This is a genomic window from Pseudomonadota bacterium, assembly GCA_039028155.1.
In the GTDB taxonomy this organism is placed as follows: domain Bacteria; phylum Pseudomonadota; class Alphaproteobacteria; order SP197; family SP197; genus JANQGO01.
Map to the genome: position 1 here is coordinate 22,444 of JBCCIS010000001.1, position 14,159 is coordinate 36,602.

Here is a 14,159-nt window from a genome sequence, read left to right on the forward strand (position 1 = left end):
TCAACGGGCATTCTCCAGTTCCAAGAGTTTGGCGAACGGTGATGCACGATCGGCGGCGGTTGGCCGGCGGCGACGGCGGGCGCGCCGTCCACCGGATGCCGCCGCGATCGTCAGACCGTCTTTGTCATCGATGACGTGGAAGTCGAGCGCCGCCATAACGGCAGGAAACTGCTCGCGCGACGAGGCGGCAAGCGACATCAGGTCCGGCGTTACAGGGACCCGTCCCTTGCGCACAGCCTTGCGGGCCTGCGCCGCGAGCCGCTCAACCATGTCGACGCGCAGCGCGCGCGGGCCCAAGCGCTGATAGCCGATCGCGCCGTAGAAGGCAGCCGGCAGGCGCGGATCGGCGTCAATCGCCACCTCACCCTTGACCGGTACGCTGGGGATCTCGCCGTCACCTCCATGCGCCGCCCATAACAGCGCGCGCAGATCAAGATGCCGCGACGACATGAAGGGTTTGAGGTAGACCGCATGAAGACCCAGACGCACGCCAAGCCGCGCCAAACCCTGACGCGCGTCGCGATCCAGATCGCCGATCAGCGACGCGACGTCCGGCGTCGCGACGACACCCAGATTCTCGACCAACTGATAGATCAAGCCTCTGGCCGGTCCCTTCATATCGGCCTTGCGGATGCGCAACAGCGGCCGGCAGGTCTCCGCGATCCGGCGATCCAGCCAGTCGCGCAGGCGCGCGGCGATACGGTCTTTCAGCGCCTTGTCCAAGAACTCGCTGCGCAGAACCTCGATGCGCGGCTTCAGCACATCGCTTCCCGGTTCCAGGCGCGCGACGCGGGAACCCCGCCACAGCACGTATAGCCGCGCACCGGTTCCGAATGCCGCGTCGTCATCCGCCTCGCAGGTGGCGACGCGGCGCGCCATTTCTGGATGCAGGGCACGTCGCGCCGCTGTCCAAAGGGTGCGGCCGTCGCCGTGGCTCGCTGCCTTGTCGGCGACAAACCGGAAACCCTCCAGGTGACCGACCTCCTCGCCCTCGACGGTCACCGCACCGTCGGCGGCGACATGGGAGGCGAGCGAACCGTCGCCTTTGAGCCGGCGCGCGATGGTCGCGGCGCGCCGGTCGACGAAACGTTGGGTCAGGCGGTCGTGCAGCGCGTCGGACAGCCGGTCCTCGATGGCACGGGTGCGTTCCTGCAATTCGCCGTGGTCGCCGACCCAGTCGCTGCGGTGCGCGACATATGTCCAGGTGCGGATGTGCGCGATGCGGTTCATCAGCGTATCGATGTCGCCATCGGTGCGGTCGATCCGCTCGACGCTGCGCGCCACCCAGTCGTCGGCCAGACGATGGCCGGGGCCCATCAGGCTGCGATAAATATGCGCCAACAGGCGAACATGATGGTCGGCCAGCACCTTGCGGAAGTCCGGGATCTGGCAGACCTCCCACAGCAGCCGGACCGCGTCGCGGTTGGTCGCAAGGTCGGCAATCGTCTTATCGTGGGCCAGCGCGGCAAGCGCCATATGGTCGTCGGCCTGTCGCGCCCGGATCAGGCCGCGATGCTCGGGCCGCGCTTCGAGACTGCGCAGCAGCCCCTTGATCGAACGCATGTCCAGATCCGCGTTGCGCCACATGAAGGTCTTGAGATCGGGAAAGGTGTGGCTTTCGATCGCCTGGATATCGGCGTCGGGCAGTTCCTGTACGGCGCCGGTCAGGCCGAAGGTGCCGTCGTTCATGTGACGCCCGGCGCGCCCGGCAATCTGGGCCAGCTCGGCGGCCGTCAGGTGGCGCGGGCGGGCGCCGTCGAACTTCCGCGTCGCGGCGAAAGCGACGTGGCGCACATCCATGTTGAGGCCCATGCCGATGGCATCGGTCGCGACGATATAGTCGACCTCGCCGTCCTGATACATGGCGACCTGGGCGTTGCGCGCGCGCGGGCTGAGCGCGCCCAGCACCACCGCGCAGCCGCCGCGCTGGCGGCGCATGGTCTCGGCGAGTTCGTAGACGTCGGCGGCCGAGAACGCGACCACCGCGCTTCTGGGCGGCAGGCGGGTGAGCTTTTTGGCGCCGGCGAAACTGAGCTTCGAGAAGCGCGGTCTGACGATGAACTCCGCGCCCGGCACCAGCTTCTTGATCAGCGGTCGGGCCGTCGCCGCGCCCATGACCATGGTCTCGTCGCGCCCGCGCGCCCTGAGCAGGCGATCGGTGAAGACATGACCGCGTTCGGGATCGGCAGCGAGTTGAATTTCGTCGATTGCCAGAAAAGCGACCGGCATATCAAGCGGCATCGATTCGGTGGTGCAGACGTAATAGCGCGCCGTCTTCGGCACGATCCGCTCCTCGCCCGTGATCAAGGCGACACAGGCGCGGCCGCGCATAGCGACGATGCGGTCATAGATTTCGCGGGCGAGCAGACGCAAGGGGAGCCCGATCATCCCGGTGCGATGACCCAGCATGCGTTCGACGGCCAAATGTGTCTTGCCCGTGTTTGTCGGGCCCAGAACAGCGGTCAAACGCGGGGGCTCAGGACGGAGCTCCATGGACATAGGATCGTCACGGACTGTGACATTTGCAAGTCAAAGCACAACAAAATGTGTGCCCTGATTCACGACCACCAGGGATGGTGGCTGCTAGAGCGGATCATGGTCAGGTGAATCCGCTCGCCATCCATGAATAGAGCGGATTCACCCGTCCTGAAGGAACCGCGAGGCGGTTCCATCGAAACAGGATCTGCTCTAGAGCAGGTCAGTTCAGGAACGAATCAGTTTGAGACGAGATCCGGGCTTTGGCCGTGATGTCGGCGTTGCAGCCAGCCAGCCACGGCACCGCTGATCGCCATCGGCAGCGCCAGGACCAGGAAGAGCAACAGCGTCACCGGGAAAAGGCTGGAAATCGCGCCTGCGAAGACAAAGGTCATCAGGCACTGGCCAAGGGCGACGGCGAGGCCATAGGACCAGCCACGCTGGGGCCAGCGCCAGGCGAAGACCGCCGCCATGGCCATGCCGGCCGGCACGCCGGCCACGAAAAAAAAGCCTGTATCCAGCAGTTCCCGACCGCCGGCGAAGGGCGCAAGAACCGCGATGATCAGGCCGCCGCAGACAACGGCTAGGGAGAAAGGTGACATGCGCGGAAGTCTACGGGATTCAGCAATCCGGATCGGTGACTTCCGTCACGTTGGCGGTATTCACCCCGCCAAGATCGGCCTTGGCGCACGCCGCCCCCTGGCCTAAAGACGGGTCATGACAGGCGTCAAACGCGACCCGGTGACCGGCCTGATGCTGCTCGCAGCCTTGGTTTTGCTGGGATTCGGGCTGTTCATGCCGGCTGTGACGGTCGAAAAGTTCTATATCTTCGACAGCACCAAATCGATCGCCGGCAGCATCGAGGCCCTGTTCTCGGAGGGGCACGTCCTGCTCGGCATCATCGTCGCGGCCTTTTCCCTGGTCTTTCCGCTGGTCAAACTGATCCTGTCGTTCCGCATCTGGACCGCGTCGAACCCGGCCTCACCGGGGGTGCAGCGCGCCATCCGCTGGACCGTCATGCTGGGCAAGTGGTCGATGCTGGACGTCTTCATGGCCGCCCTGGTTGTCGCCATCCTGACGCTGGGCATGGTGGCCAGCGTCGAGGTCCATGTCGGCCTATACGTTTTCGGCGGCGCCATCGTGCTCGCCATGCTGGGGTCTCACCGCCTCGAATCGAGCCTGGCGAAGAAGGATGACGGCTAGCGCTGCACCAGCCCGCTCCCCCACCCGACCACCCCTAGGATGCTGCCATGGGTGGTCGGGTGGGGGAGCGGGCCGGCACCGGCAGCGACACACATGGCAAGGCGTCAGCCGAGCGCCTGCTTGACGCCGCCGACAGGTTTCTTACATAGCGCTCAGCAACCGTACATTTTCTAAGGAGAACCGCATGGCAGATAGTGCTGCGGCCGAGCGCCACGACTTCCAGGCCGAAGTCGCTCGTGTCCTCGATATCGTCGTCAACTCGCTTTATTCGAAGCGCGAGATCTTTCTGCGTGAGCTGATCTCGAACGCGTCCGACGCCTGCGACAAGCTGCGCTATGAAGCCCAGTTGGATAGCGCGCTGCTGAAGGACAACCCCGATCTCAAGATCACCATCGCGACCGACGAGAAGGCGAAGACGCTGAGCGTGACCGACAACGGTATCGGCATGTCGCGCCAGGAGCTCATCGACAATCTCGGCACCATCGCCGGTTCCGGCACCGCCAAGTTCGCGGCCTCGCTGGCCGAAGCCGAGAAGGACAAGGCCAAGAAAGAGAAGTCGGACGTCAACCTGATCGGCCAGTTCGGCGTCGGCTTCTATGCCGCATTCATGGTCGCCGACAAAGTCGTCGTGACGAGCCGCCACGCGAGCGCCGACGAAGCCTGGCAGTGGACGTCGGACGGCCACGGCAGCTTCGAGGTCGAGGCCGTGCCCGCCGACACGCCGCGCGGCACGACGATCGAACTTCACCTGAAAAAGGACGCCAAGGAGTTCGCCGACGCCAGTCGCGTGCGCCACATCGTCACGACCTATTCCGACCACATCGGCCTGCCGGTCTGGCTGCATGCGGGCGACAAGTCCGAGCAGATCAACGAGGCGGCGGCGCTCTGGACGCGACCCAAGAAGGACATCACCGAGGACCAGTACAAAGAGTTCTATCGCCATGTCGGCCATGCCTTCGACGAGCCGTGGCTGACCCTGCACAACCGCGTCGAAGGCGTCATCGCCTATACCAGCCTGCTCTTCATTCCTGAGCGCCCGCCCTTCGACCTGTTCGATCCGGCACGCCGCCACGGCGTCAAACTCTACGTCCACAAGGTCTTCATCACCGACGAGTGCGAGGGCCTGGTGCCGCCCTGGCTGCGCTTCCTCAAAGGCGTCGTCGACTCAGAAGACCTGCCGCTCAACGTCAGCCGCGAGATGCTTCAGGCAAGCCCCGTGGTCGCGAAGATCGGCAAGGGCCTGGTCAAACGCGTCCTCGGCGAACTGCAGAAGAAAGCCGACAAGGCGCCCGACGACTATGTCGCGTTCTGGGAAGCCTTCGGCCAGGTCCTGAAGGAAGGCGTCTACGAAGACCCCGACCAGCGCGATACGCTCTTGAAGCTCGCGCGCTTCCGCTCGACCGCGGTCGAAGGCTGGACCAGCCTCGCCGACTACGTCGAGCGCATGAAGGACGGTCAGACACAGATCTTCACCATCACCGGCGATGACCCGGCCAGCCTCAAAGCCAGCCCACAGATCGAGGCGTTCCGCGCCCGCGATGTCGAAGTGCTGCTGCTGACCGATCCCGTCGACGAGTTCTGGCCGATGTCGGCGACCGAGTTCGACGGCAAGCCCTTCACCAGCGCGACCCGCGGCGACATCGATCTCGACGCCATCGCCGGCACGAAGACCGACGAGGCCGACGACGACAAGAAAGACGAGACGCCGTCCGGCGATCTGGGCGCTCTGATCGCCATGGTCAAGCTGGCGCTTGGCGACAAAGTGAAGGACGTGCGCGAATCAAAGCGCCTGACCGACAGCGCCTGCTGTTTGGTCGCCGATGAAGGCGATCTGGACATGCGGCTTCAGAAGATGCTGCAGGCCGCCGGACAGGCTCCGGGCGATGCCGCGCGCATCCTGGAGATCAACGCGAAACACCGGCTGATCCGCGCCATGGCGGATAAGGCACGCCAGGATGGCAGTTCAAAAGACGTCGAGGAAATGGCGTTTCTGCTGCTCGATCAGGCCCGCATCATCGAGGGCGAACAACCGCTTGACGGCGCCGCCTTCGCCAAACGCATGGCCGACACCATGGCACGCGCCTTGGGTTAGGTCTGGGGCCCGGCACTGGTAAACGTGCCGAATTAGGACAAGAACAACGCCGAAATGGCAATTTTCCACAGATTTTCCGGGATTTTCGCCAATTTTGCTTATGGAACGGCGCAGTTTGGCCGTACTTCTGCCCTTGCATGGGGTTGTATCCATGAACCGCAGGAGGGGAATTGAAGCAATGAGCAAGTTTGAGGAAGTCCGCGATCTGGTCGCCAGCCTGGAAGCCGATTTCGAGGCGTTCTACGAGAAAGGCAACAAGGCCGCCGGCGTGCGCGTGCGCAAGGGCATGCAGGATCTGAAGGCGATGGCGCAGGATATTCGCGTCGACGTCCAGACACGCAAGAACGCCTGATCGCCGCTGGGGCTTCGTGTCGACCGGCGGCCGTATCATCCGGCGCCGGCTTCGGCACAGTTCGCCCGACGGCGGATGATATTGTTTTAGGTTCACCGGCGCTGTTCGCGGCGCCTCATTAACAGTCGCGAAGGTGCGCGGCGATGGCTGCGCCCGCGAGACATTTCTGTATGTTCCGACTTCTTGGTCCGGTTACTGGCGCGGCATTGAAACCGTGCTAGCGTCGCCGCCATGGCGGCATTCACCATCAAGCCAGCGGCCGCAACCTTCGGTGCGACGATCGAGGGGCTCGACGTGCGCGACCTGGATGATGAGAGCGAGGCGACCGTCTTGCAGGTGATGGACGCGTACCGCGTGCTTGTCTTTCGCGATCAACGCCTGACACCGGACGATCAGAAGCGTTTTTCAGAACGGTTCGGGCCGTTGGTTCAGGTTCCCTACGTCAAACCGCTGGTCGACCATCCGGAGGTCATCGCGGTCTTGAAAGAGGCCGACGAGATCAATGTCTCGACCTTCGGCAGCTGGTGGCATTCAGACTTCAGCTATCTGGAAGAGCCGCCGACCTATTCGATTCTGCACGCGCTGGAACTTCCGCCCGTCGGCGGTGACACGCTGTTCGCCGACATGATTGGCGCCTGCGACGCCCTCTCGCCCAGCCTGCGCGACACGCTTGCCGGGCTCAAGGTTATGCATAGCGGCCACATCTACGGTGCCAAGCTTGCCGATACCGGTGACCAAGGGCGCATGCGAAGCGTCGAGGTGGCGACCGGCGATCCTGACGCCGATGTCGAGCGCGCGCATCCCATGCTGCGCTATCACGAGCCCACCGGGCGGCGCGCGTTGTTCGCCAATCCCACTTACACGACCCGCTTTGCCGGCATGACGCCTGACGAGAGCAAAGGCCTGTTGGACTACCTTTATGCTCACGCGACGCAGCCGCGCTTCACGTGGCGCCAGGTCTGGCAGCCCGGCGATCTTGTGATGTGGGACAATCGCGCGGTCCTGCACCTGGCCGTCAACGACTATGACGGTTACCGGCGGCTGCTACATCGCACGACAGCTGGATCGGAGATCCCGGTTGGCGCACCGGACCAACAAGGAATGGCATGAGCACACGACATCTTCTCGATCCCGAATTGCTCGCGTTGGTCGACGGCTTTCCCGACCTGTCGTTCGGGCCGGACGACATTTTGAAGACGCGCGCGCTGTTGAACGACGCGATGGCGAAACAGGCGCCACTGCCCGCGGGCGTCGCGCGAGAGGAACGGTGGATCCCGGGCTTGGACGGCGAGCCCGACGTGCGGTGTCTGGTCTACCGGCACGACGCGACACCGGACGGCGCGCCCGCCTACCTGCACATGCATGGCGGTGGTTATGTCTCCGGCTCGCCGGATGGTGTTGAACCGCGCAACGCGCGGATCGCGGCCGAATGCGGCTGCCTCGTCGTCTCGGTCGACTACCGGCTGGCGCCCGAGCACCCGTTCCCGGCGGCGCGCGACGATGCCTATGCCGTGTTGGCCTGGCTCCATAATGACACCGCGGCGCTGCGCATTGATCCCGCGCGCATCGGCGTCGGTGGCGAGAGCGCCGGCGGCGGCCTGGCGGCATGCCTTGCGCTGACGGCACGCGACCAGGGCGACTATCCAATCGCCCTCCAGGTCCTGGTCAACGCCATGCTGGACGAACGCAGCGGCGGTCCGGATGCCCCCGGTGATCCGCTTCTCGGCGAGTACATCTGGAGGCGCCAGGACAACCAGGACGCCTGGGCGGCCTATCTGGGCGGCGCGCCCGCCGTGGCGCCGGCCGTGCCGGCGCGGGCCGAAGACTTGGCCGGGTTGCCGCCGACCTGGGTATCGACCGCCGCGCTCGACCTCTTTCTCGACGAAGACATCGCTTATGCGCGGCGCCTGTTGGCGGCCGGGGTGAAGACCGAAATGCGGGTCTATCCCGCCGCCTGTCACAGCTACTCGCTGGCCCGCGAGTCCGCCGTCGCCAGACGTTTCGAAAACGACTACCTCGATGCGATCAGGCGCGGGCTCGGTACGGTCTGAGATGGACGAGCTGCGCCAAAGCCTAGCCGACCAGATCGATCACGACGGCGATGAGCTCGTCGATTTTCTGAGCCAGTTCGTGCGTGCAAGGAGTCCCAATCCACCGGGCGACACGCGTGATGCCGCCGGCGTCTTGACCGGATTTCTCGATGCCACCGGTATCGACTATGAGATCATCGCACCGCAAGCCGACATGCCGAACATCGTCGCCAGTTTCGAGGGCGGCGCGGGCCCCGGACCGCATCTGGTGCTGAACGGCCATATCGATGTGTTCCCGGTCGAGGACGCGAGCGTGTGGGCGCGCGACCCCTGGTCCGGCGATATCGACGGCGGCCGCGTCTGGGGGCGGGGCGTGATTGACATGAAATGCGGCACCGCCGCCGTCACGCGCACCTTCGCCTATCTGCACGATGTTGCCGATCGCCTGAAAGGGCGGTTGACCCTGACCTGTGTCTCCGACGAAGAGACTGTCGGGCCGTGGGGCGCGCGCTGGCTGGTCGAGAACCATCGCGACGCCGTACTCGGCGATTGCCTGCTGTCGGCGGAAGCCACGGGACCTCACGCTATCTACTTTGCCGAACGCGGTGTCTTCTGGCTGACCATCACCATCAAGACGCCGGGCAATCATGGCGCTTATGGTCACACGACGCCGAGCGCCAGCCGCATCGGCGCCGACCTGATCCGCGACCTCGCAGAGATCGAGACGATCGAGGGCCAGCTCTCCGACAACGTCGCGGCAATCCTCGACCGGGCCCAGGCAAGCATCGATGTCAGCCATGGCGCCGGCGCGTCGGAAATCCTGAACAAGGTGACGGTGAACGTCGCGCAGGTGAACGCCGGGATCAAAAACAACATGATCCCCGCGCGCTGCGAAATCGTGTTGGACCTGCGCCTGCCAATTGGCCTGACCAAGGCCGATGTCATGCCGGCGATCGAGACGATCGTCGCACGCTACCCCGAGGCCAGCATCGATCACGGCGAAATGCTGGATCCCAACTGGTGCGACCCCGACCATCCGCTGGTGCCGATCCTGCAAAGGAATGCCGAAGCGCTGACCGGTATCCGTCCCGATCCCATCGTCTGCCTGGGCATGACCGATGCGCGCCTGTGGCGTTACGCCGGCATACCCGCCTTCACCTATGGCTCGACGACGGAAGGTACCGCGGGCATTGACGAGAACGTCACGATCGATGACTACCTGCACGTGGTGAAGGCGCACACGTTGTCGGCCTTCGACTATCTAACGGCCTGACCGTCTGACGGCGCAGGCGTTGACAAAACCCAAAAATTTGAGGTCATAGTCCTGTCGCGCTTAACCCAATCGAGGATCCGCGACATGACGACGATAGAGACCACCAAACCCCTGCACAGCGCGGCAACCGACCCTGGGCGGCACGCCGACCTGCTGGCCGAATTGCCCGGCGACCCCGCGCGTCTGCCGGAGATCGTCTCCGGTTTCGTGTTGCACCCATGGCTCGCCGGTCAGCGCGATGTCACCATGACGGCCGAACACGATGCCGACCGGCAGAGCCGTTCCATGACGGTGCTGCTTGACCGCCTGCTCGCACGTGACGATCGGCCACTGACCCAACGCCGCGCGGCCAAAGACCGGTTCTTCGGCACCTGCCGCGACTACGCGCTGGTCACCTGTTCGATCCTGCGCCATCACGGTCACAACGCGCGCATCCGCTGCGGCTTCGCCGATTACTTCACGCCGGATTTCCTGGAGGATCACTGGGTCGCCGAGGTTTGGTCCGCGGACGGCTGGCGCATGGTCGATGCCGAACTGGACGCGGTGACCATCGCGGACATGGGCACGACATTTCCCGCCGATGACGTCCCGCGCGAACGGTTCATGACGGCACCACAGGCGTGGCGCGACGTCCGATCCGGCAAGCTCGACCCCGACACCATGGGTGTGTCGTTCATCGGCATATCCGGATTGTGGTTCGCTGCCGCCAGCGTGTGCCGTGACCTCGCTTCGCTCTATGGCGTCGAACTTCTGCCCTGGGACTATTGGGACGAACCGGAGCAGCTTATGCTCGATGATGGTTGTTTGAAGAACCATCTCGATCGTATCGACGACCTGGCCGAAGCGATGATGGCCGCGACGGCCGGGGCATCCATGCCGGACAAGACGGACCTGTGGCCGACCTGGCTCAGCTGGCCGCAGACACTTTCAAGCTATACCGGAGGCGATCCCGTACGCGTCGACCTGAACGACTGACGGTTCAGCCGCCGATCTGCTCGCCCTCGGCGGCCCACCAGCTTGACCAGGCGTCGTGGTCCTTGCCGAAGGTCTCGCCGGTGATCTCCCTTAGCGACCAGGACGAAAACCAGCGGACGTCGTCGGACGGATCCTTCAGGCCCTCGATCAGCGCTTTGATCGCGCTCCGGTCGCCCAGCCGTCCCAACGACCACGCGGCCTCGCGCCGCACCCGCTCGTCCTCATCGAGCGCCAGGACGTCGATCAAGTCGGGCACCACGACGGGATCGTCGAGATCACCGAGCAAGCTCGCAATGTCGGCGCGCACCGGTACCTCGGCGACATGAACGCTTGGCACCACCGATTCAATGCCCCACGCCGACACCATGACTTCGGCGAGGGCCCGGGCAAAGCCGTTTGCCCTTTCGAACGCATCGTTGAACGGTGCGTTCTGCGGTTTGTCGTAACCCAGATTGACCGTCGCCAAGGTGAACGGCATCGGCGTCACGTTCTGGAACTCCTGATAATAGGAGTTGCCCCCTGAGCTATTCAGCAGAACCGCACCGTTGACTGACGCGCCTGTATAGAGATAGGCGCCGTCTGCCTCGAAATAGGTTCGGCCCAGCGCCCGGCCTTCGATCCAGACTTCGATGGTGTAGGGCGCCGCGCCACCGGCGTCCGGGTCGGCGAGATCGAAGCCCGCCTCGAACACCATGTCTTCGGCGGTTTCGAGAACCGGCAGTTCGAAATTCTCGAGTTGATGAAACCCCTGCTCGGGCGGAATGCGATAGTCATAGGACTGGTTGATCACCAGCAGCACGTCGGCGGCGCGCGCGCCTGCGGGCACGATAACGATCAGTGCGATACCGAAAGTCACCGCCACAGCAAGCGCAAGGCGCATTCCACGGACCGGTTTCATGACACCAGGATAATGCAGATCGCGTGCGGTTGGTATCTGACGCAGACTTACGGTTTCGTCAGCCTTCGGCGGCAAGGTCCTCGCCGGACCACCACTGTGTCCACGCATCGTAATCGGGGCCGAAGCTCTGACCGGTAATGGTGCGCAACGACCACGATGAAAACCAACGGACGTCGTCGGAACTGTCCTGTAACGCGTCGATCAAAGACGGGATCGCCTGCTCGTCACCGATCCGGCCCAACGACCACGCGGCTTCCCAGCGTGCCCGTTCGTCCTCGTCATAAATCAGCACGTCGATCAGGTCCGGCGTCACTGTGGGATCGCCGACATCGCCAAGGAACTTGGCGACACTGGATCGGATCACCGGCTCGTGCTCATAGAGTGACGGCACGAGCGCGTCCATGCCCCATACCTGATGGAAGACACGTGCCAGTGACTCGACCAGCCCGCCTGGCTGTTCGAGTGTTGTGATGAACGGCGCGTTGCGCGGGTCCTCGTAACCCAGATTGATCGTCAACTCGAACTGTCGCTGAGTCTCGCTCAAGAAGTTCGAGCGCGCCGTCTCGCCAACGGACGATGTCAACACGACCGCGCCGTCCAATTGCGCGCCCGTATAGAGATACGCCTTGACCGGCTGAAAGTAGCTGCTGCCCAGCGCGCGACCCCGAATGGTGATCTCCAGAAGCACGTCATGGGGACTGTCATCTTCGGGGTAGACAATGTCCATGCCCGCGGCGAACAGCATGTCCTCGGCCAGCGCGAGCGCCGGCAGGTCGAAATCGTCGATCGTTGTGTAGGTGATCTGGGAGGGCTCGCGGTACTCATAGACCTGATCGACGATGATCAAGACTGTTTCCGCTTCGGCGCGCGCGCCATCCGACACCACGGCCAGGGCGGCGACGGCAAGCAATATTCGGATCAGGCATCGGTAGGGGAAGTCGCGTTTCATCGGCTCATTCTAGCGGCAAACACGCCCGATTTCGCCTGCCGGGCACCTGATTGACCTCAAACGCGCGTGATTTCGCCGGAGGTTGAGCCGAGTGCGAGCGGATCGTGGTTGAGTGGACCTGGTTGAAGGCTGCATCCAACCGCGTGAATCCGCTCCCTATCGAAGAACAGAGGAGATTCACCTGACTTTGACGGAATCGCGAAGCGATCCCATCAAAGAGATCTGCTCTAAGGCTGGTGCGTGTCGCGCCAGGCGGCGACCAGCGCCTCGCCGTCGGCGATGTCCTCCGCGGACATGCTGTTCATTAACGAGGCCAGGTTGGTCGCCGCGAAGGCATCGCCGCGATCGGCGGCAAGGCTGAGCCACTGATAGGCCTCGGCATGACGGCCATCGCCGTCGCGCGCCAGAAGATAACCGAGCAGCGATTGCGCGGCCGTGTCACCGGCATCGGCGGCGGGGGTCAGGCTCGCTTCCGCGCCCGCCATGTCAACCGCTCCTCCGCGGCCCTCGAGTTGCATCAAGGCCAGGCGATAAGCCGCACGCGGGTGACCCTGGGCCGCCGCTGTCCCATACCAGGCGCGCGCGGCTTCAAGATCGATCTCGTCGTGGACGCCGTGCTCCAACGCGAAGGCCAGCAGATACTGCGCTTCGGCATCGCCGGCCTCGGCCTGTTCGCCATACCATGACAGCGCATCGCCATACCCGGCATGGACGCCCGGCGACACGGCTAGACCGGCGATCACAACAATGGCGCAACCAAGCATCACGCCGATACCGGGAATACGACGCCGCGCGCCGCTCAATCGAACCACCATGACGATGGCCGTCCCCCCACTCACGCTCTGTTGGCGCGAGATTAGCCGTGACACACGCCGGTCACAATGGCCGGTCGCTTCCCTCCGTCAGGCGGGTTAACAACCCTTCGACCGCATCATCGAAGGCGACATCGCCGGAAAGCACGCTGTCGCACAAGGTTCCCAGCACATCTTGTTCGAGGCCATGGGCCCGATCGCGGGCCAGGTCCGCCACGGCCGCGACCAGCAATTGGCCCATGCGCCGGCGCGCACCATCGATACCAGAGGCGGCCTTGCGCGCACCGAGATCTGTAACAGTGTCGACGAGGTCGCCTACACCGTCGCCGCGCACCGCGATTGTTTTCAGCACCACGGGCCGCCGTTCTTCCGGCAGGTAGGACGAGGCGCCCTTCAAGGCTGCCTCTGTCTGCACGGCCTGGGGCAGATCCGTCTTGTTGACGACCAGCACATCGGCAATCTCGAGTATCCCGGCCTTCGCGGCCTGAACTTCGTCGCCGGCGCCCGGTGCCCACACGACGACACGGATGTCGGCCAGGCCGGCGATCTCGATCTCCGATTGACCGACGCCGACCGTTTCGACCAGGACGACCTCCTTGCCGCCGGCGTCCATCACGTCGACCAGTCGCGCGGTGTTGCGTGACAATCCGCCCAGATGGCCGCGCGAGGCGACGGAACGGACAAACACGTCGGGATCGCCGGCATGGTCCAGCATGCGCACACGGTCGCCCAGCAGCGCGCCACCGGTGAACGGGCTCGACGGATCGACGGCCAAGACGCCGATGGTCTTGTCGCGCCGGCGCAGTTCGCGGATCACCGCCGATACCAGGGTCGACTTACCGGCGCCCGGCGCACCAGTGATCCCGACGACAAGCGCGCGGCCGGTCCTGCCATGGGCGGCGCGCAACACATCGGCCGCTTCGCCGGTGTCATTCTCGACGGCTGTGATCGCGCGCGCGAGTGCGGCGCGGTCGCCGTCGAAGAGGCGATCGAGCCAGTTTATGGTTTGAGAAGGCGATGGCGCTGACATGGTGGCGGCGCAGTCTACGCGCGCGGCGCACCGGCCGGAAGACCGACGCTCGATTGCGCATTCCGGCTTT

Annotated in this window: 13 protein-coding genes; 7 read left to right on the forward strand and 6 right to left on the reverse strand. The window is 64.4% G+C overall.

Annotated features, from left to right (window positions below; translation table 11 throughout):
• Both AAF563_00140 and AAF563_00145 read right to left on the reverse strand, forming a co-directional pair.
• Positions 1 to 2,466 (reverse strand): helicase-related protein, encoded by a 2,466-nt coding sequence (locus AAF563_00140; GenBank protein ID MEM7119648.1) that lies wholly within the window; start codon positions 2,464 to 2,466, stop codon positions 1 to 3.
• 248 nt (positions 2,467 to 2,714) lie between these two features.
• Positions 2,715 to 3,077, reverse strand: a complete 363-nt coding sequence (locus tag AAF563_00145; GenBank protein ID MEM7119649.1) for a hypothetical protein — start codon at positions 3,075 to 3,077, stop codon at positions 2,715 to 2,717.
• A gap of 115 nt (positions 3,078 to 3,192) precedes the next feature.
• Between AAF563_00145 and AAF563_00150 the strand changes: the two genes are divergently transcribed.
• From AAF563_00150 to AAF563_00180, 7 genes are all read left to right on the forward strand, one after another.
• Complete coding sequence (locus AAF563_00150) at positions 3,193 to 3,678, forward strand: paraquat-inducible protein A (protein MEM7119650.1); 486 nt, start codon at positions 3,193 to 3,195, stop codon at positions 3,676 to 3,678.
• A 184-nt stretch (positions 3,679 to 3,862) separates the two neighbouring features.
• On the forward strand, positions 3,863 to 5,770 hold the full coding sequence (gene htpG / locus AAF563_00155; protein ID MEM7119651.1) for a molecular chaperone HtpG: 1,908 nt from the start codon (positions 3,863 to 3,865) through the stop codon (positions 5,768 to 5,770).
• Between the two features lie 178 nt (positions 5,771 to 5,948).
• Positions 5,949 to 6,122 (forward strand): histone H1, encoded by a 174-nt coding sequence (locus AAF563_00160; GenBank protein ID MEM7119652.1) that lies wholly within the window; start codon positions 5,949 to 5,951, stop codon positions 6,120 to 6,122.
• A gap of 231 nt (positions 6,123 to 6,353) precedes the next feature.
• Positions 6,354 to 7,232, forward strand: a complete 879-nt coding sequence (locus AAF563_00165) for a TauD/TfdA family dioxygenase (protein ID MEM7119653.1) — start codon at positions 6,354 to 6,356, stop codon at positions 7,230 to 7,232.
• On the forward strand, positions 7,229 to 8,173 hold the full coding sequence (locus AAF563_00170; protein ID MEM7119654.1) for an alpha/beta hydrolase: 945 nt from the start codon (positions 7,229 to 7,231) through the stop codon (positions 8,171 to 8,173). The genes AAF563_00165 and AAF563_00170 overlap by 4 nt, the downstream gene beginning before the upstream one ends.
• 1 nt (position 8,174) lies before the next feature.
• Positions 8,175 to 9,425, forward strand: coding sequence for a M20/M25/M40 family metallo-hydrolase (locus AAF563_00175; GenBank protein MEM7119655.1), 1,251 nt, complete (start codon positions 8,175 to 8,177; stop codon positions 9,423 to 9,425).
• A gap of 84 nt (positions 9,426 to 9,509) precedes the next feature.
• Positions 9,510 to 10,400 (forward strand): transglutaminase domain-containing protein, encoded by an 891-nt coding sequence (locus AAF563_00180; protein ID MEM7119656.1) that lies wholly within the window; start codon positions 9,510 to 9,512, stop codon positions 10,398 to 10,400.
• Positions 10,401 to 10,404: 4 nt separating this feature from the next.
• Here AAF563_00180 and AAF563_00185 read toward each other — a convergent pair whose 3' ends face one another.
• From AAF563_00185 to meaB, 4 genes are all read right to left on the reverse strand, one after another.
• Positions 10,405 to 11,280 (reverse strand): HEAT repeat domain-containing protein, encoded by an 876-nt coding sequence (locus AAF563_00185; GenBank protein ID MEM7119657.1) that lies wholly within the window; start codon positions 11,278 to 11,280, stop codon positions 10,405 to 10,407.
• Positions 11,281 to 11,356: 76 nt separating this feature from the next.
• Positions 11,357 to 12,247, reverse strand: a complete 891-nt coding sequence (locus AAF563_00190; protein MEM7119658.1) for a HEAT repeat domain-containing protein — start codon at positions 12,245 to 12,247, stop codon at positions 11,357 to 11,359.
• 227 nt (positions 12,248 to 12,474) lie between these two features.
• The gene (locus AAF563_00195) at positions 12,475 to 13,062 is read right to left on the reverse strand and encodes a tetratricopeptide repeat protein (GenBank protein MEM7119659.1); all 588 of its coding nucleotides are present in this window, start codon (positions 13,060 to 13,062) and stop codon (positions 12,475 to 12,477) included.
• 61 nt (positions 13,063 to 13,123) lie between these two features.
• Entirely contained in the window at positions 13,124 to 14,089 is a 966-nt protein-coding gene (gene meaB / locus AAF563_00200; GenBank protein MEM7119660.1) for a methylmalonyl Co-A mutase-associated GTPase MeaB, read from the reverse strand.
• Positions 14,090 to 14,159 lie beyond the last annotated feature (70 nt).

What these genes read in the sequence shown, in the direction of transcription:
- AAF563_00145 (MEM7119649.1), bottom strand. Translation starts at nt 3,077, where the DNA reads ATGTCACCTTTCTCCCTAGCCGTTGTCTGCGGCGGCCTGATCATCGCG.
- AAF563_00150 (MEM7119650.1), top strand. Translation starts at nt 3,193, where the DNA reads ATGACAGGCGTCAAACGCGACCCGGTGACCGGCCTGATGCTGCTCGCA.
- htpG (MEM7119651.1), top strand. Translation starts at nt 3,863, where the DNA reads ATGGCAGATAGTGCTGCGGCCGAGCGCCACGACTTCCAGGCCGAAGTC.
- AAF563_00160 (MEM7119652.1), top strand. Translation starts at nt 5,949, where the DNA reads ATGAGCAAGTTTGAGGAAGTCCGCGATCTGGTCGCCAGCCTGGAAGCC.
- AAF563_00165 (MEM7119653.1), top strand. Translation starts at nt 6,354, where the DNA reads ATGGCGGCATTCACCATCAAGCCAGCGGCCGCAACCTTCGGTGCGACG.
- AAF563_00170 (MEM7119654.1), top strand. Translation starts at nt 7,229, where the DNA reads ATGAGCACACGACATCTTCTCGATCCCGAATTGCTCGCGTTGGTCGAC.
- AAF563_00175 (MEM7119655.1), top strand. Translation starts at nt 8,175, where the DNA reads ATGGACGAGCTGCGCCAAAGCCTAGCCGACCAGATCGATCACGACGGC.
- AAF563_00180 (MEM7119656.1), top strand. Translation starts at nt 9,510, where the DNA reads ATGACGACGATAGAGACCACCAAACCCCTGCACAGCGCGGCAACCGAC.
- AAF563_00185 (MEM7119657.1), bottom strand. Translation starts at nt 11,280, where the DNA reads ATGCGCCTTGCGCTTGCTGTGGCGGTGACTTTCGGTATCGCACTGATC.
- AAF563_00190 (MEM7119658.1), bottom strand. Translation starts at nt 12,247, where the DNA reads ATGAAACGCGACTTCCCCTACCGATGCCTGATCCGAATATTGCTTGCC.
- AAF563_00195 (MEM7119659.1), bottom strand. Translation starts at nt 13,062, where the DNA reads ATGGTGGTTCGATTGAGCGGCGCGCGGCGTCGTATTCCCGGTATCGGC.
- meaB (MEM7119660.1), bottom strand. Translation starts at nt 14,089, where the DNA reads ATGTCAGCGCCATCGCCTTCTCAAACCATAAACTGGCTCGATCGCCTC.